Origin of the sequence: Longispora fulva (assembly GCF_015751905.1) — a bacterium.
Taxonomy (GTDB): Bacteria; Actinomycetota; Actinomycetes; order Mycobacteriales; family Micromonosporaceae; genus Longispora; species Longispora fulva.
In genome coordinates this window covers 2,604,205-2,625,026 of record NZ_JADOUF010000001.1, presented here as the reverse complement: position 1 = coordinate 2,625,026, position 20,822 = coordinate 2,604,205, and the positions used below count along the sequence as shown (strand labels likewise).

At 68.5% G+C, this 20,822-nt stretch carries 19 protein-coding genes and 2 pseudogenes; 8 read left to right on the top strand and 13 right to left on the bottom strand.

The window, feature by feature from the left end:
* Positions 1-293: 293 nt before the first annotated feature.
* On the top strand, positions 294-3,377 hold the full coding sequence (locus tag IW245_RS11685; RefSeq protein ID WP_197003198.1) for an NACHT domain-containing protein: 3,084 nt from the start codon (positions 294-296) through the stop codon (positions 3,375-3,377).
* Between the two features lie 186 nt (positions 3,378-3,563).
* On the opposite strand, the pseudogene IW245_RS11680 reads toward IW245_RS11685, so the two are convergent.
* The 3 genes and pseudogenes from IW245_RS11680 to IW245_RS11670 all read right to left on the bottom strand — a co-directional run.
* A pseudogene (locus tag IW245_RS11680) lies at positions 3,564-4,123 on the bottom strand (IS5 family transposase); the annotation flags it as partial.
* Positions 4,124-4,312: 189 nt separating this feature from the next.
* The gene (locus IW245_RS11675) at positions 4,313-4,807 is read right to left on the bottom strand and encodes a hypothetical protein (protein ID WP_197003196.1); all 495 of its coding nucleotides are present in this window, start codon (positions 4,805-4,807) and stop codon (positions 4,313-4,315) included.
* Positions 4,808-5,108: 301 nt separating this feature from the next.
* Entirely contained in the window at positions 5,109-8,006 is a 2,898-nt protein-coding gene (locus IW245_RS11670; RefSeq protein ID WP_231399582.1) for an ATP-binding protein, read from the bottom strand.
* 153 nt (positions 8,007-8,159) lie between these two features.
* Here IW245_RS11670 and IW245_RS11665 point away from each other — a divergent pair, with 153 nt between their 5' ends.
* The 3 genes from IW245_RS11665 (at position 8,160) to IW245_RS11655 (ending at position 11,218) form a co-directional block, all read left to right on the top strand.
* The gene (locus tag IW245_RS11665) at positions 8,160-9,104 is read left to right on the top strand and encodes a phosphotransferase family protein (protein WP_197003194.1); all 945 of its coding nucleotides are present in this window, start codon (positions 8,160-8,162) and stop codon (positions 9,102-9,104) included.
* 410 nt (positions 9,105-9,514) lie between these two features.
* Positions 9,515-10,237: a hypothetical protein gene (locus tag IW245_RS11660; protein ID WP_197003193.1), complete on the top strand. Its 723-nt coding sequence runs from the start codon at positions 9,515-9,517 to the stop codon at positions 10,235-10,237.
* 108 nt (positions 10,238-10,345) lie between these two features.
* The gene (locus IW245_RS11655; RefSeq protein ID WP_197003192.1) at positions 10,346-11,218 is read left to right on the top strand and encodes a class I SAM-dependent methyltransferase; all 873 of its coding nucleotides are present in this window, start codon (positions 10,346-10,348) and stop codon (positions 11,216-11,218) included.
* Positions 11,219-11,287: 69 nt separating this feature from the next.
* On the opposite strand, the pseudogene IW245_RS40575 reads toward IW245_RS11655, so the two are convergent.
* From IW245_RS40575 to IW245_RS11645, 3 genes and pseudogenes are all read right to left on the bottom strand, one after another.
* Positions 11,288-11,479 (bottom strand): annotated as a pseudogene (locus IW245_RS40575) (IS5/IS1182 family transposase); the annotation flags it as partial.
* Between the two features lie 229 nt (positions 11,480-11,708).
* Complete coding sequence (locus tag IW245_RS11650; RefSeq protein ID WP_197003191.1) at positions 11,709-12,263, bottom strand: isochorismatase family protein; 555 nt, start codon at positions 12,261-12,263, stop codon at positions 11,709-11,711.
* Between the two features lie 64 nt (positions 12,264-12,327).
* A complete protein-coding gene (locus IW245_RS11645; RefSeq protein ID WP_197003190.1) occupies positions 12,328-13,311 on the bottom strand; it encodes an aldo/keto reductase in 984 nt (327 codons plus the stop codon).
* A gap of 52 nt (positions 13,312-13,363) precedes the next feature.
* On the opposite strand from IW245_RS11645, the gene IW245_RS11640 reads away from it, so the two are divergent.
* The 3 genes from IW245_RS11640 (at position 13,364) to IW245_RS11630 (ending at position 14,970) form a co-directional block, all read left to right on the top strand.
* Positions 13,364-13,729, top strand: a complete 366-nt coding sequence (locus IW245_RS11640; RefSeq protein WP_197003189.1) for a MerR family transcriptional regulator — start codon at positions 13,364-13,366, stop codon at positions 13,727-13,729.
* A gap of 107 nt (positions 13,730-13,836) precedes the next feature.
* Complete coding sequence (locus IW245_RS11635; protein WP_197003188.1) at positions 13,837-14,427, top strand: hypothetical protein; 591 nt, start codon at positions 13,837-13,839, stop codon at positions 14,425-14,427.
* 63 nt (positions 14,428-14,490) lie between these two features.
* Positions 14,491-14,970, top strand: a complete 480-nt coding sequence (locus IW245_RS11630) for a hypothetical protein (RefSeq protein WP_197003187.1) — start codon at positions 14,491-14,493, stop codon at positions 14,968-14,970.
* A gap of 40 nt (positions 14,971-15,010) precedes the next feature.
* Here the strand turns inward: IW245_RS11630 and IW245_RS11625 are convergent, their stop codons facing one another.
* Complete coding sequence (locus IW245_RS11625; RefSeq protein ID WP_197008949.1) at positions 15,011-15,199, bottom strand: hypothetical protein; 189 nt, start codon at positions 15,197-15,199, stop codon at positions 15,011-15,013.
* On the opposite strand from IW245_RS11625, the gene IW245_RS11620 reads away from it, so the two are divergent.
* Positions 15,198-15,590, top strand: coding sequence for an NUDIX domain-containing protein (locus tag IW245_RS11620; protein ID WP_231398769.1), 393 nt, complete (start codon positions 15,198-15,200; stop codon positions 15,588-15,590). The two genes, IW245_RS11625 and IW245_RS11620, sit on opposite strands and share 2 nt — an antisense overlap.
* Before the next feature lie 153 nt (positions 15,591-15,743).
* Here the strand turns inward: IW245_RS11620 and IW245_RS11615 are convergent, their stop codons facing one another.
* The 6 genes from IW245_RS11615 to IW245_RS11590 form a co-directional block, all read right to left on the bottom strand.
* On the bottom strand, positions 15,744-16,574 hold the full coding sequence (locus tag IW245_RS11615) for a hypothetical protein (protein ID WP_197003186.1): 831 nt from the start codon (positions 16,572-16,574) through the stop codon (positions 15,744-15,746).
* Positions 16,575-16,813: 239 nt separating this feature from the next.
* The gene (locus tag IW245_RS11610; protein ID WP_233473206.1) at positions 16,814-17,926 is read right to left on the bottom strand and encodes a M23 family metallopeptidase; all 1,113 of its coding nucleotides are present in this window, start codon (positions 17,924-17,926) and stop codon (positions 16,814-16,816) included.
* A gap of 167 nt (positions 17,927-18,093) precedes the next feature.
* Complete coding sequence (locus IW245_RS11605; RefSeq protein ID WP_197003185.1) at positions 18,094-18,657, bottom strand: hypothetical protein; 564 nt, start codon at positions 18,655-18,657, stop codon at positions 18,094-18,096.
* A 200-nt stretch (positions 18,658-18,857) separates the two neighbouring features.
* Positions 18,858-19,520, bottom strand: coding sequence for a GGDEF domain-containing protein (locus IW245_RS11600; RefSeq protein WP_233473207.1), 663 nt, complete (start codon positions 19,518-19,520; stop codon positions 18,858-18,860).
* A gap of 196 nt (positions 19,521-19,716) precedes the next feature.
* The gene (locus IW245_RS11595; RefSeq protein ID WP_197003183.1) at positions 19,717-19,941 is read right to left on the bottom strand and encodes a helix-turn-helix domain-containing protein; all 225 of its coding nucleotides are present in this window, start codon (positions 19,939-19,941) and stop codon (positions 19,717-19,719) included.
* The gene (locus IW245_RS11590) at positions 19,938-20,699 is read right to left on the bottom strand and encodes a hypothetical protein (protein ID WP_197003182.1); all 762 of its coding nucleotides are present in this window, start codon (positions 20,697-20,699) and stop codon (positions 19,938-19,940) included. The genes IW245_RS11595 and IW245_RS11590 overlap by 4 nt, the downstream gene beginning before the upstream one ends.
* Positions 20,700-20,822 lie beyond the last annotated feature (123 nt).

Sequence of the window (20,822 nt, the reverse complement as noted above, 5' to 3'; positions counted from 1 at the left end):
GGGCGAGCCGGCTCGGGGCGGTCGTCGACAACCGTGCCGAACCGCCGTCTCGTGTCAGCTGGGACTCACGTCTGCGCTCCACCATTTCGGCTTGTCCTGCTGCCAAGGGACGGGACGGTCGAAACCCCACACGTCGAACAACAGGAGCCGAAACTCGCGTTCAGCGATCTCGAACGGCGCGTCGGCGGGTCCGCCTACACGATGGTCGATAGCTGAGGTGCCGGAATCCGACTCTGGCCGGCCGGCACATCGGTCTTGTCGAGCCACTCGCCACAGACTAAACATGAACTGACGTGGCTCGCACGGTGTGCGTCGGCTGGGGGGAGGGCGGCGTGCGGCATCCGGGCAGGGTCCTTCTCGCGACCCTCGTGACGGTGGGCGTGCCGGCCGCACTCGGGGCGGTCTGGCGCGACCTGATCACGGCGCACCCGGTGCCGGCGCTGCTGCTGGCCGCCGGCTACGAGGTGGTGCTGCTGATTGGTGTGCTGCTGGTCAAGGCGATCATGCCTGTGCTGGACCGCAGGCTCCGGCAGGGCGGTGAAGCGGTCGACCGGCGCCTGGGCCAAGCCATCACCCGCTACGGCCAGCGGTACCGAGAACGGGTCGCTGCCAGTCTCAAGCTGATCGACACGAAGGGGTTGGCCACCGGGGGGCCGTTCTTGCCAGAGCTCGACGAGGTCTTCGTCGACGTGGGACTGACCACTCAACCGCTGCATCGCACGGTCAGCGGAGTACTGGCGGACATTCGCGAGGACAGCGCGAAGCGACACTCCATTCACGACCTGATCGACCAGATCCGGCCCGCGGTGCTCGCCGTCATCGGAGCTCCCGGCAGTGGCAAGACCACCCTGCTCCGGCAGGTGGCGCGGCGAGCGGCGCGGGCGGGCCGCGGCCGACGGCGCGGGCTGCCAATATTGCTCCTGCTGCGTGACCACGTGCTGGGCATCGTGGGCCGGGCAGATCGGCAGTACGACCTACCGCAGATTCTTCGGGCCACTGTCCACGGCCTGCGGGTCGTCGAGCCGGACGGCTGGTGGGAGGAGCAACTTCACCAGGGACGATGTCTGGTGCTCCTCGACGGCCTAGACGAGGTGGCCCGAGCCGAGGACCGACGCGCCGTCGCGGCCTGGATCGAACACCAGATCCGGTTGTACCCCGGCAACGACTTCGTGATCACCTCCCGCCCGCACGGCTATCAGTCCGCGACCGTCGAGCAGGCGGTCGTGCTCCAGGCGCGACCGTTCACCGACACCCAGGTCCGGCAATTCCTGCACGCCTGGTATCTCGCCACCATGCGCCACGCGACGAACTCCCCGGACCCGGACGTCCGGCTACGGGCGGCGGAGGCCGCCGAGGACCTGCTCGCACGTCTGGCGGCCGCACCGGTGTTGTACGGGCTGACCGTCAACCCACTTCTGCTCACCATGATCGCGAATGTGCACCGCTATCGGGGCGCCCTGCCAGGTAGTCGAGCGGATCTTTACGGGGAGATCTGCCAGGTGATGCTGTGGCGGAGGCAGGAGGCCAAGAAGCTCGTGACGATCGTCCCTGGAGCGGGCAAGGAACGGCTCCTCGGTCGACTCGCCTTTTCGATGATGACGGCGCGAGTGCGGGACATGCGCAGGGAGGACGTGCTGGAGATCGTCCGCCCGGCGCTGCGCAGGGTGTCAAAAGCGGTAACTGCCGAGGATTTCCTGACCGACGTCAGCTCCAACGGGCTGCTAGTCGAGCGGGAGAAGGACCTGTTTGCGTTTGCGCACCATACTTTCGGCGAGTATCTGGCGGCCAAACACATCCGGGACACCGGCCAGGTCGGAATCCTCGTCGAGGGAGTGAGCGATCCATGGTGGCGGGAGACGACGCTGCTGTACGTCGCCGGCGCGGACGCCGACCAGATTGTGGCCGCCTGTCTCGACGTGCGCACGGTGAACGCCCTTGCACTGGCCTTCGAGTGTGTGCACATTGAATGCGAACTCGCCGAGGAGCTTGAGGGGCAGCTGGAGCAGGTACTGGCCGAGGCGTTCGATAGCGGTGCGTCGCAGGAGACCCGACGGTTGATCGCGGGGGTACTCGCGACCCGGCACGTCGGTGCCGCTGTCGCGACCACCACCGGCTCCCATGTCGTTCCCAGCCCAGTCACCGAGGACCTGTACTGGCTGTTCGTCCGCGAGACGCGTGCTCCTCGCCCAGATGTCTTTCCTGAGTTCAGACCGAGCAATGATTTTCCGGCAATGGGCATCTGGCGGCAGGAACTTGAGCAGTTCATCGAGTGGCTCAACGGGGTTCTCGCGGAAGCTGGCGCGCAGCCAGTCCGCCTCCCGACAGATGCGGAGCTCGGAGCAGCGGTAGTCCGTGGTGCCCTGAGGCTGGAGACCTTCGTAGCCGGGTCGCCGCTGGTGGCGTGGGTCCGATCGGAGATCACCGCCAAGCCCGCATGGCTGCATCTGGCCGTCGATGCGGATCGGCACTCTCTTGTCACCCCGGCGCTCGTCGAAATCGAGGTCGCGAGTCCGCTGGCTGCGGACGTCGGGAACGCGGGCATAGTGGGCCAGTTGACGGCGGTGGCCGAACTAGCCGGCCAAGCAGCTGTCCAAGGCCTCGGCGATTTAGGTGAGGCTCAAGCCCGTGAATGGCGGCTGGTCAGGCGCGAATTAGAGCGTATCCCGGGCAACGAGGTACTACAGAATCCCCTTCGTCCGCTGGACCCGGAGCGTTCGCTTGACCCAGTGACGAAGGATCTCTGCCTGACGGATCAGTTGACGGGGCGGACCCGTGAACCTGGTGGTATGGCGCGAGCGCTCGCTCATGCGCTAGTCCGTGACGTCCGGCGGTTCCATGAGGCTGACCGACAGCGAGGCTGGCTGTCCAGGAGTGCTGACAAGGCGGTCCCGCTCCTCGACGTCTGGGAGTTGGTGATGGGCAGGACCTTCGCGCTCGCACTCGACGCCGCGCTCGCTCAGAACGACGACCCGGTAGGGGAGGTTGCGGGTCGCGCGTTCGTCGGAGAGATCGTGCGCCGCGCATTCGGTGGGAGCTCCGCTGTCCTGGTCGACCTTAGTATGGTCGCCGCGGCGGCGATCCGCATCTCGCGAATCGTCGATTCGAGAAGTGTCCCGATGGACGGCTGGCGGACATTCGCGGCGCTGCGCCTGGCCGCGCTCGCCAAGCCGGTTTTCGACCGATCGACTGAGCTCACCCCAGAGCTCGCGAGACGGATTCGGCTGTTGGCTGTGGGCCTCGCCCCCGAACTGGACGGAGGGCAGTTGGCGACGACGGTGCGGCACGACTGCCAGTTGATCGCCGCCGGGGTGAGCGCAATGGAGGCGCGCTCCCGGGGCGACGCCCCTATGGAGGTGGTGTTCCTCGCCCGGGCCTAACGAGCTCGTGCGTGGCTGGATCGTGGGGCGTAGACCCCGCCGCTGGCGCACCCGACCATCTTCGCCACCGTCATCGCGAAGGCGACCGGTGCCGGCCTCGCCGACAGTCGGTCGCTTCAGGCCCGGCTGCGCCAGTTGAACGAGTGGGCGGTGACGGCGCTCGCCGACGCCCTGGCTGTCGGGGCAGCCGTGGTCGGCGTAGATCTTGCGCGGGCGGCGCCAGGGCCGGCCGACGAGTCCACGGATCGGCGGAATGGCATCCAGTAACGGAGTGAGCTGGGTGACGTCGTTGCGGTTGCCGCCGGTGAGAATCACCGCGAGAGGCGTGCCGTTGCCGTCACAGATCAGGTGTTGCTTGGAGCCAAGCTTCGCCCGGTCGACCGGGCTCGGGCCGGTGAGGTCCCCCCTTTGAGGGCGCGGAGGTGGGAGGAGTCCACGAGGGCGTTGACCAGGTCCAGGAGCCCGGCGGCACGGAGTTCGGCGAGGAGTTGTTCATGCAACTGCTGCCACACGCCCGCCTGCTGCCACTCCGTCAGCCGCCTCCAGCACGTCGCCCCCGACGCACCGAACAAGGCCGTGGGCAGCCAGTTCCAGCCGATCCCGGTCCGCAGGACGAACAAGATGCCCTCCAACGCGGCGCGATCATCCGTCCGGCGCAGGCCCGCGAACCGGTACCGGCGCACCCGGACCGGAATGATCAACATCAGGCGGGCCCACAACTCATCAGACACGATCCGCTCGTCCATGACCCGAGCATGAAACCACCAGAAGGCCCCACAACGGACAACCAGTCCACCATTCTGAACTGATCTCTAAAGACGGAACGGGTCGTCGGGTTTAGAAGGGCATCGAGGTCAGCTTGACCCGCGGACCACGATGCCCTTCCCGCATCGTTACTATCACGATGGTTAGTCCGAAGTTCGGCCTAGATCATTTTACTTTTTGCACGTGAAGCGGCCACTCTCGACGTCTCCAATGTTTTGGCCGTTTTCGCGGATGTAGGCCTTGTAGACGTAGTCCGTGTCGGTGAAGTACAGCAGTTCAGAGCAACCCTGGCGCGCGTAGTCGGTGGTGAATGAGGCTCCGGACGAACCGGTGCCGGCGTAGTAGGTGCAGATCTCGTCCCCGACGGAGGCGTTCCAGCCAGTGACAGGGATCAGTTGGCCGCAGATATAGACGTCGGTGGCGTGGGCGGCGACTTTGACCTTGATCGAGGCGGCGATCACCTCCGCGCTACCGCCAAATTCCGTGCAGGGCCTCAGGGAATATCCGTACCCCACAGAGGCGTAGTCGTAGCGGCAGCCGGGGTTTGGGGTGGTGCCGGCCTGGGCGGAGGTGGCGATTCCGAACAGCGAGCTGCCGGCAACGGCGGCGGTCAGGAGAACACGCAAAGTGTTCTTCATGGATTTGGATTCCCTCACCGAGTTCATAGGTTCCTCCTGCTATCGGTCCATCCAGATCGGACGAAAGTCAGTCTCGCCGTCACGGATGGGACAATCCATGACGTCGACTTGACGTTCCTCTGACGTTTCGCAGGCTCTGACGCCCAGGGTCGTGGGCGAGACATCTGCCATCTGGAGATGAATGTCCACGACTTTGGGAACGCCCTGCGCCGGCACCGGTCGCGGGCGGGCCGGATCGAGGAGGGTCAGGCGAAGTGGTCCGGGTCTCGGCCCACGCGAACAGCGCGCTGGAGTCGGGCAAGACCGAGATCCCCGCGACGAGGAAACGCTACCTATCGAACTGATGCGCCTCGAGGGTGTTCAGGTAGTCGGCTGCCGGCTGGGCTTCGGCCGCTCCAAGGCGGTGGTAGATCGCGACGGCTGCGCGGAGGTCGGTCAGGGCGGTGTCGCGTTGGCCCAGATGCGCGGTGCAGCGGGCGGCGCCTTCCAGAGCCCTGGCCTCTTCCAGGGGGCTGTTGGACGTGTGGGCGAGGTGTTGGGCCTCCCGGTACAGGGCCAGTCCCTCGTGCGGCCCGGCGATGTCGACGGCGAGCGCGGCCATGCTGATAACCACATCGGCCTCGCCCTGACGGTCCCCCGCGTCGGTGTTGACGGTCCTGGCCTGCTCGAAAAGGTCGGAGGCGGAGGCGAAGTCGCCGGTCGCGTGTCGAGCCCGCCCCAGGTCATGGAAGAGGTTGCGCTCGCCGTAGCGCAGGCCATGTTCCTGGAAGATCGCCATGGCCCGCTCCAGTAGTTCGGTCGCACCGGCGGTGTCCCCGGTCGCGAGCCGCACCCGGCCCAGGTCTTTGAGACAGTATGCCTCGCCGTCGCGCTTTCCGAGGTCGAGATAGATCGCCAGCGCCCGTTCCAGGGTGTCGCGTGCGGCAGGGTAGTGCCCGGCTGTGATCTGTACCCGGCCCAGGCTCCACAGTATGTTGGCCTCCCCCGGACGGTTGCCGAGGTCCCGCATGATGTTCAGGGCCTGCTCTAGGAGGGCACCGGCTGCCGCCTGGTCGTGGGTCGCGTGCCGCACGCGGCTCAGGTCCCACAAAACGTTGGCCTCTCCCTGGCGGTGGCCCACGGCGACGAACACTCTCAGCGCCTCCTCCAGCGCGTGAGACGCTGCCGGGTAGTCTCCGCCGGCGTTGCGCCCGCGGCCCTGTCCCCACAGCGCGTTGGCCTCACCGAGACGGTCGCCCAGGTCCCGGTAGATGGTCAGTGATCGCTCGTGCAGGCCGTAGGCGGTTTCAAACTCCCCGAGGGTGAACCGCGACCGGCCCAGTCCCTCCAGCGCGCTTGCCTGACCGTGGCGGTCGCCGAGGTCCTGGTAGATGGCGAGTGAGCGTTCGTGCAGGTCGCACGAGGCAGGGAACTCCGCCAAGGCGTGCCGCACCCGCCCCAGGTCGCCCAGGGCACCGGCCTCGCCAGCGCGGTCGCCGACCTCGTGCGCGGCGGCCGCTGCGGCGCTGTGCAGGTCGGCGGCCTGCTGCCAGGGGCCCTCCTGGAGGAGGAAAGCGGCCATGGACGCGGTGAGGGAGATCCGGCGGCCGGGCGGGGCCGTGGCGATGGCGGCCAGCAGGTTGTCCCGTTCGCCGCGCATCCAGGCCAGGGCTGCAGCCCTGTCGGACAGTTTCGGAGTCGCGGTCAGTACCGCATCGGTTCGTTCCGGGCCGGGGTGGCTGTACTGCGCCAGCTGGTGATGGGCGCTGCCGGCGGTGTGCTGGTAGTGGTCCAGCAGCCCCTCCAGGGCGGCGTGGCGTCCGTCGTCCCCGATGAGGTTGTCGCCGCGGGCGCGGGCGTAGAGGCCGACGAGGTCGTGGAAGTGGTAGCGGCCGGGCAGGTCTTGGGTGAGGAGGTTGTGGTCGAGCAGGGATTCCAGGAGACGTTCGGCGGTGCGGTGGTCGGCTCCGGTCAGGTTGGCGGCGGCGTGCGCGTCGAAGCTCGGCCCGGGCACCTGGCCGAGCCGCAGAAACAGGTGCTGTTCGGCATCGGGCAGGGCGGTGTAGGAGGTGTCGAAAACAGCGGTCAGGCTCCGGTCCTCGTCGCTGAGTTGGTCGAGGCGGGTGTGTTCGTCGCGCAGTTGTTCGACGAGGTCCTCGATGCGCAGGGCGCGGCGGTGCCGCAGCCGGGCCGCGACGATGCGGATGGCCAAGGGCATGCGGCCGCACAGCGCGATCACTTCACCGATCGCCGGGTGGTCCTGAGGGATCCGGTCGAGGCCTGCGACCTTGTGCAGCAGCGCGGCCGCTTCGGCCGGAATGAGTGTGTCCAGGGCCAGGATGTGGGCGTCGTCGAGACCGGTGAGGCGCCTGCGACTGGTGACGATGACCAGGCAACCAGGGGCCGCGGGCAACAGCGGCCGGATCTGCGCGGTGCTCACGGCGTTGTCCAGGACGATCAGGGTGCGGGTGTCGGCGAGCCGGTCGCGGTAGAACGCGGCGCTCTCGCCGAGGTCTCGGGGGATCAGTTGGGGTGGGACACCCAGGGAGCGAAGCAGCCGGTCTAGCGCATCCTTGGCGGTCAGGGGCATCTGGCTGGTGGTGTGCCCGTGCAGGTCGATGAACAGCTGGCCGTCGGGGAAGTTCCCGCGTATCCGGTGGGCGGCGTGGACGGCCAGCGCCGACTTGCCGACACCGCCCATCCCGTCGATCGCTGAGATCACCACCATCCCGGCGTCGTTACCCTCGGGAGCCGCCCCGGCCAGCGCGAGCAGTCGTTCGAGCTCACGGGCACGACCAGTGAACAGTCTCGTATCAGAAGGAAGCTGGCATTTCACTCCGGCGCGGCTCGGGTTGGCTGACCCGGCGGCGTCGGCTTCGGCGATGTTGTTCCCACCCACGTCCGAGGCGTTTCGCGAACCCACCGCAGCCACCATGAGCAGCTCCCGGTCGGCCTCATCCAACCCCAGCGCCGCAGCCAGCCGGGTCACCGACGACAGGCGTGGACGCCGCTTCCCGGACTCCAATACGCTGATCGTGCGCGCGGAGACCCCCGATTTCTCGGCCACGTCCTCCTGCGTCCACGCCCCCCTGAGCCGCAACTCTCGCAGCAACGTACCGAAAGCCACAGCCGCCCCCCTGACGCCACCGCACGGGCACACGCGGCGCCGCGACCGCCTCCGAACTTCCGTTCGAACACTAGCGCGGCTGGAGGCGCGGCCTACCGAGGACTGATAACGGTCGGGCATTGGAGTTCGCAGTGGCGTGGGCGTCCCACCCATCCGAGGGATGCGGCGGCCTACGACTCGTTACAAAATGAGCGCGGCTTGGCTGCGCCGAGGCCGGGTCGCACTCGCATCAATCCCGGCTAATCTCGGCCCCTGACGAATAGGCTCGCGCTCATGACCGACAGCGACTGGAGAGATGGCGGGTTCAGGCAGCGTCGACCCTCCGTGGAGACTCTCGCCTGGGTTGCGGCGTCGATGGGTCGGGGCAGCCGCATCGTTGGCTATCGCCGATTGACCGGCGGCGTCTGCTCCGCCGTGCATCGGCTGACCGTCGAGCAACGTGGAATACGAACGTTCGTCGTACTGCGGCAGTACCCGGGCGGGCTTGGCCTGCAGGGGAGCTTGGAGAAGGAGATCGCCAACCTCGCTGTGGTGGCGGGAAGCGAGCTCCCGGTACCGGGCATCCTGGCTACTGATATTGCTGGTGCTTCGACGGGAGGCGCACCATCGTTGCTGATGACACGGCTGCGGGGGCATGTTGACCTCAACCCGGCGGAACCCCGGTCGTGGCTGACGAAGATCGCGGAGATTGCTGTATTGCTGCACTCCCTCGATCTCCCCGCGAAGACGTTCAGACCTTGGACGGATTCTTGGATCGCTCCTCTAGACGGATTTCAGGTGCCGGTCGACGCACAGAATCCGGCCGTGTGGACGGCGGCGTTCGGTGCCATGGCGGCGCCACCGCCAAAGGACACTGACGTCTTTTTGCACTGCGATCTCCTGCCGGTCAACATGCTGTGGTCGCGCGGGAGGATCACTGGATTGACCGACTGGAACTCCATCCATCGGGGGTCGCGCGCGATTGACGTCGGGCACTGTCGGCGATACTTGGCGGCGCTCTACTCGCCCGAGTGGTCGGAGCAGCTACGATCGCTCTATGAGTCGATCGCCGGGGTGACTCTCGATCCGTGGTGGGACCTGTATGCCCTGCTGCACTACGACGACAGCCAGCCGAAGTGGATCCGTGGTCAGGTCGCTGGGCGCTGTCCCGTCGATGTGCCCGGCATGACTTCCCGGGTCGAGGTCGCTGTCGAGGCAGCGCTACGGCGCCTCGGATAACTGCGGGTTCCCTGCTGGTCGCCCTTCCGGTTTCTGGCATGCCGCACAGGCCCCTGCCCGAAAGCTGGTCGCACTTGCGTCAATCACCGGCTAACAACGAGACATCACACTAGACGAGGTCCGGGTCGTGGTCGAGGGCTACTACCGCTGATCCGCTTGTCTCCCTCTACGACGGGCCCCGACATCACGCCGGACCGAGCCTACGCAGGCAGGATCGGCATGTTGATCAGGTCGGGCAGCGCTCGACGGGCAGTGAGCGGTCGGGCTCTCACCCTGAGAGCCTCCCGCTGGGCGCGCTCCGGGCGGTCAGGACCGCGTGGCGGCCATGGCCACCCGAGGCAGTCTCTGCACCACCGGTACCCGCTGTGATGGTTTGTCGATCCTTGATCGGACCGGCCACAATGGCCGGTATGGCGCGATGGCGGAACAGGTTTGCGGCGCTGGCCCGGACGGGCCTGCCCGAGGCTTTCGGCTGCCCTGTGCCCGACGCCGAGCGGATCTGGATCGACGAGCAGTTGATCTGGCTCGCCGACGAGTTCGGCGCGCAGGCTTTTCAAGGCCCGGTGGTGCTGCCGACGGCGGAGTTCTTCCCCGAGCAGTATCAGGGCACACTGGAGGACGCGGCCCGGCTGCTCGATCGGGTCGCCGGCTACCTCGGCGTCGAGTCCCGCCGGATCGACCTCGAGGTGTACTCGGCGGCGCAGTTGCCGGGCGTGGCCGGCCACTACCAGCTCCGTAACGGTCGGCCCGTGATCTCGATCGAGCGCGGCCGGCTGGACCGGGCCGGCTCGGTGATCGCGGTGATCGCGCACGAGCTGTGCCACGACCGGCTGATCGGGGAGGGCCGGATCGACCCCGCCCGCCGGGAGGACCACGAGCGGCTCACCGACCTGCTGGGGGTGTTCCTCGGCCTCGGGGTGATCCAGGCCAACCACCGGACCGAGTTCTCCGTGACGGGCGGTGGGCTGCGGGTCAGCCGGCTGGGCTACCTGACCGAGCCGATGTACGGCTACGCGCTGGCCCGGCACGCCTGGTTGCGGACCGAGTACGACCCCGGCTGGGCGGCGCACCTGGACCTGGGGCCGGCCGGCCAGTATCACCGGGCCCGGCTGTACCTGGACACTCAGGGGTAGACCTGGCGCCGACTCGCGAACTGGTCCCGGCGCACGGTACTCGCGCGGCCACGTCGACGGGGCGAAATTCCTGTGGCTCCGCAGGGCCGAGTTGGGCAGACTGCCGGAATGGACGATCAAGAATCCGACCTCGACACCAGCGCTGCCCAGGATGTTGCCGTGACTGGGGGATCGATGATGTCTGACACGACGCGCGCAGCTCGCCGGATGTCGTTCAACGCCGATGCGCTGACCTACCAACGGGGCAGACCACGCTACCCCGACGCGATCTTCGACCTGCTGACAGAGCGGTGCGGACTGCGGCCCGGCGCGCGGGTGCTAGAGATCGGTGCCGGGACGGGCCTGGCTACCGGGCCGTTGTTGGCGGCCGGCGCGCACGTGGTCGCGGTCGAGCCCGGCGAGAGCCTGGCCGCGATCCTCGCCGCCGATCTCGCGTGCGACCGGCTGGAGATCATTGTCAGCGACTTTGAGGCCGTAGACCTGCCAGGCAGGTTCGACCTCGCGGTGGCGGCGACAGCGCTGCATTGGCTCGACCCGGCCACGTCGACCGCGAAGATCGCCGGGCTGGTGCGTCCGGGCGGCTGGCTGGCGGCGTGGTGGAACGAGTTCGGCGACCGCAAGCGGCCGACGCTCTTCCGCGACCGGCTCGATGAGGTCTACCACGACCTGCTGCCCGCCGAGACCGGCTACCGGGACAGCCGCTCTCACGTGCTCGACACCGACCGGTGGTGCGGGCAGTTGACCACGGGCGGCTACTTTGGCGACGTCTCCGTAGAGATCATCGAATGGAATCAGATCCTGACCGCTCAGACCGCGCGGGACCAGTGGTCCACATTCCCGAACATCGCCGAACTCGCCCCGCCGAAACGCGCGGAGTTTCTCACTCGCCTCGGTTCGCTCGTCGACGAGTTCGGCGGCCAGGTCGCAGACCCGCGCCTGACGGTCATCTACACTGCTCAACGTGTTCACAGCTCGCCGTGATCCAATGGGACAGCGGTCCAGAAGAGCGCTCTGACGTGCGCGACAATCTGTGGGGTCCATCGACTGGAGTCACAGCGACGGTTTCAGCCGTCGCCAGCAGATGACGGCACAGCCGCGTGTGGCAAAGGCATGGTGGATGTCGTCGCGAATCTCTCAGCGGATGCGCAATTGACGAAACCAGTGCAGCAGTGCGATCGTGCCCTCGACGACCCAGCGGTAGAGGCCCAGGCCGGAGCCGTGTTCGGTGCCGCGCCGGGCGATATCCCGGAGAGCACCTGCCGATCATCCAGGCGTCGTCGACCAGGGTGACGGTATCGGCGCTGGACCACCGGCAGCAGCGGCTCGATCCGTGCCCATAGTCCGTCGTCGACCTCCCACGGCTTGCTTGCACTCTTCTCCTCGACTGACTCGCACCCCCTCCGGCCGCGTCAACGACGTCTGACACAGCGTCATTCCCGACGCAACCACGAGCTCATTTCGTTACGACTCGTTAGCGCCCGAAGTCGACGTCGGTGGTGGCGACCGTGCCGGCGGTGCGGCCCGGCGCGGACTGGTGGCTCCAGTACAGGTTCGTGTGGGCGATGACCTGGGCCGGGGGTGGCGCGCCCCGGCCCGTCAGGTCGCTCGTGGTGTGCGCGTCGGCGACCAGGATCGTGTCGTACCCCCGGAAGAATGCGCCGTGCAGCGTCGACCGGACGCACATGTCGCTCTGGGCTCCGACGACCACGAGTCGGCCGACGCCGAGGCCGGCCAGCACCGGCTCGAGGGTGGAGTCCTCGAACGCGTCCCCGTGGTTTTTGTCCACCAGCGCTTCGGCGTCGTCCGGGGACAGCTCTGGGATGATCCGCCAGGCATCGCCGCCCCGGACGAGCCGGTCGTCGCAATGCCGGACCCAGATGACGGGTACCCGCGCCGCGCGGGCCCTGTCGACGAGGTCGCCGATATTCGCTACGACGGTGTCGCGGGCGTGGGTGCCGGCCAGGGCGTCGTTCTGCGCGTCGATGACCAGGAGGGCGGTGCCCGGCCGGTTCTCCAGGGTGGTCACGGTTTCTCCAGGTCATCGGGGTTGTCGGGATTGTCGGGCGTCGCGCCGGGTTCTGCGGGCGGCGTCACGGGCGGAGCAGGGATTCGATCTGGCCGAACTCGGCGGTGCTCATCGGGCCGAAGGCGAGCGCGCCGGCGTTCTCGGCGGCCTGGGCCACGGTACGGATCCCCGGGATCGGGATCATGTTGGGGCTGCGGGCCCACAGCCAGGCCAGTGCTCCCTGGGGCATGGTCCGCCCGCCGGAGGTCAGGATGTCGCGGATGGCGTCGACCCGGCGGGCCCACTCCGGGTTGGCCACTCCGTCGTCGAAGTAGGTGAGCCAGTCCGGGGTGCGGCCCCGGACGTCGTCGGCGCCGATGGCCGCCCCGGTGTGGTACTTGCCGCTGAGCAGCCCCATCGCCAGCGGGCCGCGGTTGATCCCGCCGAGGTCGGCGGACTTGCACAGCGCGACCATGGCCGCGTTGTCGCGTAGCACGGACTGGTCGAACTGGATCGCCGCGCAGTGCCGGCCGGCGGCGGCGAACACGGCCGCGCGGTCGGCGTGGTCGGTGCTCCAGCCGTAGGCGCGGATCCTGCCGGCGGCCACCAGGTCCTCCAGCGGGTCGATCAAGTCGAGCGCCTGGTCGAGCGGCAGGTGGTTGACGTGCAGCTGGTAAAGGTCGAGGTGGTCGGTGCCGAGCCTGCGGAGTATCCCGTCCAGGCAGGACCTCATGTACTCCGGGCTGGCGTCGATGCCGTGGGTCTGGCGGGTGTCCTCGTCGAAGGTCTCGCCGAACTTGCTGGCGATCACCACGGTGTCCCGGATGCCGTGCAGCGCCCTGGCCAGTACCCGTTCGCTGTGGCCGGCTCCGTACACGCTGGCCGTGTCGAAGAACGTGATGCCCAGGTCGACGGCGTGCCGGATGGCGCGGACGGACTCGTCGTCGTCGACGTTCCCCCAGCCCAGCGGCTGGTCGCCGGCCCAGAACGGCCCACCGATCGCCCAGCAGCCGAAGCCGGCGGCGGAGACCTCGATGCCGCTGCGTCCCAGAGTTCTCGTGTGTGTCATGGCCACCAGCCAACAACCTGGAGTGCGCTCCAGGTCAAGTACGCTCGGCGGCATGATCGGCTACTCGCCCTCGGAAGCCGCGGAGAAGAGCGGCTTCAGCCTGGACACGCTGCGCTACTACGAGAAGATCGGCCTGCTCGCCGACATCGACCGGACCAGCGGCGGCCGGCGGACCTTCTCCGACGACGACCTCGGCTGGCTGGCCCTGCTGCGCTGCCTGCGCGACACCGGCATGCCGATCGCCCGGATGTGCCGGTTTGCCGAGCTGGCCCGCGCCGACACCGGCTCGCTCGCCGAGCGGATCGCCCTGTTGGAGGAGCACGCCGTGGGCGTCGCGGCCCAGCTCGACCTCCTGCTCCGCCAGCAGCGCAACCTCCAGGACAAGATCGCGTTCTACCGGCGGCAGGCCGGCGACTAGCCGGAACTTACCGACCGCTCAGTGCGCGACAGTAGGGCCATGGGCCCGCCGATTCGGCTGTCCGGCATGAGCCGCGCGGATAGTCGCCGGACGGGCAGAATGACGCTGTGGTTTTTCACGGGGCGCTGCAACGCGCGGTCGCGCTGATTCCGGACGGTGCGCGTAACGACGCCGGGGTGGGCCCTGAGGAGGTGCGGGAGTGGCTGCGCTATCAGGAGTGGGAGATGGCGCTGGACATCCTGCAGGATTTCGACGGGATCGGCTGGCAGACCGTCGAGTACTGGGACCTGCTGGTGGACGCTGCTCGGTTGATCCGGCCGTTGGATGATGGCGCTTGGCTGGCGTGGCGACGGGCGGAGACTCTCCGCGGTCTGATTCGGGTGGACCTGCGGCTCGTTCCGCCGGACAGCGGCGGGCGGAAAGCGCCGGTTCCGGGCCGGGGGCAGTTGAGGCCGCTGTGGTCCATCGGAGTCACCACCTCCGATGGGCGCGACGATTTACATGTCGCCAGGATGTGGGTGGAGGCCGCTGCTGACATTCCGCCGGGAGGGCGGGGGTCGGTCCGGTTGCTGCCGTTGACACCGGCGCCTTGGCGACGGTTGGCGCCGGGTGATGCGATCACGATGCATGAGGGTCTGCCGCCGGTCGGGACCGCGACGATCACCGAGATCCAGTCCCCGCGTTCGCTCGAGCGGTAGCCCGCCTGCCGGTTGGCTCGAAGTGCGTTGCAGGTCGCGGCCATCGGGCGGGATGATCACGTTGTGGATGTGGTGGCGCAGTGGGTGCGGACGTCGTGGACGAAGCGGTCTCGTGGAGCGGTGGGCGCGTCGCTTCGTAACGCGGCACCGGTCGGGTTCGCGCTGCCGGAGCTTGCGCTCCCTGCGGTCCATGAGGTGGTGATGGACGAGCGGGACGACTTCGCGCCGCAGGAGTCGCTGCGTGCCGGGGAACCGGACCGGGCAGGCGTGCTGCTCAAGGAAGCCGATGGCAGGCTGCGCGTGGAGCTGGTGGTGACGCGCTTCGGGTTGCCTCGGCGGTTGCGGCGTCCTCCAGGTGTGTGGCTGGCTCATGGCGAGTGGGTGCGGTGGCAGGTCAACTACCGGTTCAGCGCTCCGTGTTCTTGCGGCGCTGATTGGAGCTACCGGTTGGAAACTCTCAACCTGGCGTTCGGGCCGGTGGTTCCGGCGACCTTCTTGGGAAGCCCCAGCCGGCTCGTGGATGAGCGGGGTCACCTGCGCTAGCTGGAACGGCGACTTGCTACCCAGAGTCAGGTGTAGGTTCTCAATGGAGATGTCGGCTCTGGGCGCTCTGACCTGCGGCGTAGCCGTAGTTTCTCATTGAATTGTCGGCGTTTCTTCTCACCGAGATGGCGCTTTCCTCGGTTCCCGGCCAACTTCGAATGATCGGTTGGCGTTCACGATCCTGTCGCTGGGCGGGGATGTCGTACGCGTCGTCCAGGGTGCCGCGCATGGAGATCGATCATGAACTTGCGTTTGTCGTCCTGACCGACCGGGTTGGGCGGGTGTTGATGCAGCATCGTGGCCCTGAAATGCGTGCGGAGCCGGGACGGTGGTCGCCGCCTGGTGGACTGGTTGCGCCCGGGGAGGACGCTCTGACCGCTGCTCACCGTGAGCTGCTGGAGGAGACCGGGCTGACCGCCACCCTTGAGCTCTGTCGGGTGTTGGAGCAGGTCGGTGCCGACGGAGCCTGCGTCCGCCTCCACGTGTTCGAGGGCAGCACCGACGCCCGCCAGGAAGACGTCGTCCTCGGTGAGGGGCTTGCGATGCAGTTCCTCACCCTCGAGGAGATCGAAACCAAGGAACTGGCCAGCAACGCCTGGGCGTTACTCGGCCGGGAATGACGAAGCTGCCAGTTGGCTGGGACGGTTTCGTTGACCGGGCTGCTCGCGGTGCTGTGCGGGCTCGGTGGTACGCCCGGGATTCTCGTTGTGGCTGTCGTTTTCTGGTTGGGCAGTGTGCGTCGCACGGATGCCAGGTCGGCAGTTGTGCAGCGGCTACCTGGTCAGCCGTCGGCGGGTGAGGTGCCAGCCTGCGGTGCGCGACGTCGCGATCACGTCGGCGACGGCGAGCACGACGCGCGGCGCGTACCAGCACTGGGAGGGCTTGTTGAGTGCCCAGCCGCCGCCCAGTGTGACGGCCGCGTGCTGCGCGAGGCCGTCAGTGCCGCGCCAGACGAGGACGGTGCCGGCGTCGCAATCCCGGCCGCCGGGAGCGGTCGAGGCGGCCAGCCACGCCTCGAACGGTTCCCGCTGCATCCACTCGGTGTCCGCGTCGGCGACCCCGGCTGCGGCCATCACGGTGCCGAAGCAGTTCGGGCCGCTGCCGGGCGGGAACGTGCCGGCCAGTGCCTGAGCCCCGGGCAGCGTCGCGTCCCACACCGCGCCGGGGACCTCGGCGTGCCGGCTGGCGGGCCAGCCGTCGTCGACGACGAACCGCTCAAGCACCTCGTCAGTGACCATCGACGGCCACCACACGAACCGGTGCCCGTCGGCCTGAGTGCGCGCGTCGACGAGGTCGGCGTACCTGCGCACGGTCGGCACCGCGCCTCGCTCATGGTCGACCTGGGCGCGCACGATCCCGGCCCGCACCGGTCGGGGCAGTGCGTGGAACTCGGTCTCATCCAGCCACACGACATCGAGCCCTGGCGTCACGCAGTAGAGCGTGTAGGTGTCGCGCAGGTGCGGATCGGTCGACGGCTCCCCGGCCGACAGACCCCAGGATGTTCGCTGTGCCGGCGTCAGGTAGAACGGCTGGCGGGCGGGCGCGAGCCAGGCCCGCCAGCGCTCGGGCAGGCCTTCGGGTACGTCCACGGCGAGGATGCGCATCGCCGGATGCTACGGACAAGGTCGTTGCCGTCGCCATCGGATTATCGAGACCCTCACGGCGTCAAGGAGCCGAGGGAACGGTGACGGTGAGCTCAGTAGGTTCAGCGACCTCCGCCAACAAGGCATCCCCGGCCGGATCACTGGGAATTGCAACATCGTATTGAGACAGATCCAAGACAACGCGGGGCATTTGCACCCATACGCTCGAACGAAAGCGCCATCTTCAGTGAGAACCTACATCAGGGGCTGGCGAGTGGGGCGCCACGTGCTGCGAAGTAGGGCACGGGGTCGACGGCTCCGGCGTTTGTCCCGTCGCCGCCGAGGTGGACCTCCAGGTGAAGGTGTGGGCCTGAGCTGTTGCCGGAGCTGCCGGTGATCCCGATGATCTGTCCAGCGGTGACCTGCTGTCCGACGGTTACGGAGGGGCGGGCGAGCATGTGGCAGTAGCGGGTGAGAATGCCGGAGCCGTGGTCGATGTCGACGTACCAGCCGCAGCCGGGGAGACGTTCTGAGCCGTCGCGGTCACAGCCCCAGTTGGGGGGAGCGTTGCAGGCGGCGACGGTGACCGTGCCTGCGGCGGCGGCGTGGATGGGGGTGCCCTTCGGCGAGGCGAGGTCAACGCCGGCGTGCAGGATGTGTTCGGGGCCGCGTGGCCCGAATCCGCTGGTGACCGGTTCTCGCACCGGTTGGGTCCAACCCATCGGGCCGATGGAGCCGCCGCATGCCCCGACGGACCCGGTCACTCCGGTGAGGGCGGCGACAAGCTGGGTTGCCGGGGTCTCGTGTTTGGCGTAGGCGTCGGGGTACGCGCTGACCTGCACCGTCTGCGCCACGACGGTCAGCGGCAGGTTCTGCCAGCCGGTGATGGTGAGCATCTTCTCGTAGAATTTGGTGCTCGCGTGGACGGGGTCCATGATCTGTGCCGGGGTGCCCCAGCCTGCGGACGGGCGTTGTTGGAACAGGCCCAGGCTGTCGTGGTCGTTGTCGGGTCCGAGGTCGCCGAGGTTGCGGAGCGCGGATTCCTGCATGGCGGTGGCCACGGCGATGATCCAGCCGCGTGGCGGGACCCGGAGGCGTTGACCGGTGGCGGTGATCGTCGCGGCGTTGGAGACCTGCTCGCTGCTCCACGGCCCGACCGGTGGCCACGCGCCGGCGGACGGAGCGAGTCGGGGGGTGATGCCGGTCGTGGTCGAACCGGGGCTGGCGCTGGCCTGCGGGTGCGGTGTTGGGGTTGGCATGGGCGAACACAGGCCGCCGCCGCTGGCACCACCGGTGAGGGCGGCGAGGCCTGCGCAGGCCACGATCAGGCCCAGGACGCCGGCGGCGATGAAGGCGAGGACTTTCCCGGTCACGACGCACCCACGAGCGGCTGGAGTTGGGCGCGGGTACCGGCGGCGGGTGTGGGGATGTCGTTTCGCATGGCAGGCTCCGTGTTCGGAAAAGACGGTTGTGGGGCCGGCGGTCGCCGGCCCCACGGAGGTCGTGCTGGTCCCGGCGCTGCCGGGTGGTGGCGTTCGGGTCACGCGGCCCTGTAGGTGGCCGGTCTTTCGACGGTTCGTACGACGTCGCCGGAGACGACGAAGGTGGCCAGTGCGTTGGCTACCGCCCCGGAGCTGACCTTTCTGGTGCCGTGGCCGGTGGCGAGGAGGTTGCGTTCGAGTACCCGGCAGACTTCGATGACCTTGAAGTCCTGGCTGGGGTTGTCGCGGAGAACCTGCAGCACCGCGTCACGCAGAACGCCGCGTTTGCGCCGGCCGGCCTGATCGGTGCCCGGCGCTGGTTCGACGCCTGCGGGATCGGGGGACTGTGTCGCGTTTCCTTCGGCGGGGATCCCTGCTCCCGTCATGCTCGGGGCAACTTCAGGGGCGGTCCCGTCGAGGAGCGCGAAGTGGGCGGCCTCCTTGCCGCGTTCGATCTTGGTGATCTGTCCCGTAGCCGTCCAGTCGCGGAGTCTTTTGACGGTGGTGGAGTACGGCACGCCTGCCGCCTCGGACAGGGTTCTGGCGTCGGTGGGGCCCAGGTCGCCCATCGCGGCCACGAGTTTCGTGGTGTGGCCGGGGCTGGTCGGTTGGGTGGTGTTCACGGGCTACCTCCTGGTGTTCGGATGGCAAGTGACGCTTCGCTTCGCTGACGAAGCAAGTCCCGGGTGCGAGCCCCGCCTCCCGACCGGCTCCCGCGACGGGAGCAGCGGGCGGGAGGCGGGGCTCGGGAACAGTCCGACGCGCCTCGCACTGGGGATCGCCCCCTGCGCCAGGGCGTGCGCCGCACTGCGGCCGTGGCCGGCTACGTGTTGCGGTCGCGGCGGCGAACGGCCGGCCGGTTGCCGATGGGCGGCTCGCCGACCGTGTGCACGCACACCGGCGCGCCGGAGTGTTTCGCGGTGAACAGTGCGTAGTCGGCGTTGGTGATCATGCGGATGGCGTCGGCTCCGAGTTGGTGGCTGGCGACGCCGATGCTGGCGGTGACCCGCAGCTTGTGACCGTCGATGAGGAACGGTTCGTCGGCGATGGCCCGCCAGGCGGCGTGGGCTGCGATGCGGGCCTCGTCGCCGATCCCGTTGACGATGAGGAAGAACTCGTCGCCGCCGAGTCGGGCGACGTCGGCGACCCGCCCGCCGAGCGCTTCGAGGCGTGTGGCGACCTGGACGAGCAGTTTGTCGCCACCGTGGTGGCCGAGGTTGTCGTTGACTGCCTTGAATTTGTCGAGGTCGAGCATGACGACGGACACGCGCTGTTCCCCCGACAGGGCGTGGGTGAGCTGCTGGAGGCCGCCGCGCCGGTTGAGCAGTTTGGTGAGCGCGTCGTGGGAGGCGGCCCACAGGGCGAGGTGGAGCTGGTGTTGCAGGGTGTGGATGCGGCCGTTGTGGACGTGTTCGCGGTACGCCATGAGCAGCGCGGCCCCGGGCAACACGACCATGAGGAACACTGCGAGAAAGATTTGAGACACTGGCGGAACTCCTTGTTCGTGAAGGAGGACCGGGGTGGGCGCGAAGTTAGTCGCCGAGCGTCCACCCCGGGCTATGACACGGGTCGCTCCGAACGCCACATCGGCGTAGGCGCGGAACCGTCGGCGTTGTCGGCTGGGCCGGCCGGGCGACGTGGTCGCCATCCGTCGACCTCGCCGGACACGCGGCTCGCGACGCCTACGTCGCGGCGGGTCCGGTGTCGGACGTGTCCACCGTTGGGGGCGTGGCCAGTGCGGCTTCGACGGCGCTTCGGGGGAACAGCCACTGCCGCCCGGCGGGGCGAACGGCACCCAGAAGGCCGCCACGGGCCCACCGGTTCGCCGCGCGCGGCGCGACGCGGAACATCGCGGCGACCTCTTTGGCCGTGAGGTAGTCGTGATCGTCGCGGCGGTGGTCGTTCATCGGCCGGCCTTCGTCTGGAGCCACGGCCACTGGTAGGCGCCGAGAGCGTAGAGCCCGTCGGCGTCGGGGTAGGTCCGGTCGAGTTCGCGGGTGACGGTGCCGTGCGCGCCGGGGTAGTCGTAGTCCAGGCACACCGCACGGTCGTGGAACCGGGCGCTGAAGCGGCCAGGTGCCCCGGAATTGGTCTGGTTGAGGTCGGCGGCGATCTGGGTGGCGACGCCGCGGGTGAACCTGGCCAGGACTCCGCCCTGCCAGGTGTACCCGTCGGCGATCAGCGCCGGATAGTCGGCACCCAGGCCCCGTGCCGTCACGGCCGCCGGGACCCACAGCGCCTCAGCCGGCGCGATCTCGTCGCGGTACCGGCAGACCTGGACGCGAAACCACGGCTTGGAGTCCAGGGCGGTGACCGCCAGCCACGGGTAGCGGCCGATGCTGGAGCGGATCTGTTCGATGAACTTGCAGCGCAGGTTGAGGTACTTGTGCAGGGCCAGCACCCCCTGGCGGGGAATGAGGTCGGGCACGCCGCGCAGTCCTGTGGCGGTGTGCGTCCAGGTCCTGGACTCGACGTGATGCAATGCCCCACGCGGGTCGTGCCAGCCGGGCAGGCCGCTGGACGTCAGCACGTCGGCGTCACCCAGGCGTTCCCAGATCAGGGCCGGTTCGGGCCGCTTGCGGATGAGCCGGTGGCCGGGTGAGCCCATCGCGTGCTCTGCGAGGGCGGCGGCGTCCTGCAACCGCCACCACATGCGAATCGTCAACTTTCTTCTCCTTCTGGTGTGCCCGTGCCCGCTCACCGAACGGGCACGGTGAGGACCGCGCCGGGTCCGGCGCGGTACGGGAGTGAAGTCAGCGCGTGAGGTCGACGGCCTCAGGCGGCTTTC

Bases quoted from the DNA above. Each gene is read 5' to 3' on its own strand.
- IW245_RS11675 (WP_197003196.1), bottom strand. From the start codon at position 4,807: ATGAACTCGGTGAGGGAATCCAAATCCATGAAGAACACTTTGCGTGTT.
- IW245_RS11670 (WP_231399582.1), bottom strand. From the start codon at position 8,006: ATGCCCGACCGTTATCAGTCCTCGGTAGGCCGCGCCTCCAGCCGCGCT.
- IW245_RS11665 (WP_197003194.1), top strand. From the start codon at position 8,160: ATGACCGACAGCGACTGGAGAGATGGCGGGTTCAGGCAGCGTCGACCC.
- IW245_RS11660 (WP_197003193.1), top strand. From the start codon at position 9,515: ATGGCGCGATGGCGGAACAGGTTTGCGGCGCTGGCCCGGACGGGCCTG.
- IW245_RS11655 (WP_197003192.1), top strand. From the start codon at position 10,346: ATGGACGATCAAGAATCCGACCTCGACACCAGCGCTGCCCAGGATGTT.
- IW245_RS11645 (WP_197003190.1), bottom strand. From the start codon at position 13,311: ATGACACACACGAGAACTCTGGGACGCAGCGGCATCGAGGTCTCCGCC.
- IW245_RS11640 (WP_197003189.1), top strand. From the start codon at position 13,364: ATGATCGGCTACTCGCCCTCGGAAGCCGCGGAGAAGAGCGGCTTCAGC.
- IW245_RS11620 (WP_231398769.1), top strand. From the start codon at position 15,198: ATGGAGATCGATCATGAACTTGCGTTTGTCGTCCTGACCGACCGGGTT.
- IW245_RS11625 (WP_197008949.1), bottom strand. From the start codon at position 15,199: ATGCGCGGCACCCTGGACGACGCGTACGACATCCCCGCCCAGCGACAG.
- IW245_RS11615 (WP_197003186.1), bottom strand. From the start codon at position 16,574: ATGCGCATCCTCGCCGTGGACGTACCCGAAGGCCTGCCCGAGCGCTGG.
- IW245_RS11595 (WP_197003183.1), bottom strand. From the start codon at position 19,941: ATGAACGACCACCGCCGCGACGATCACGACTACCTCACGGCCAAAGAG.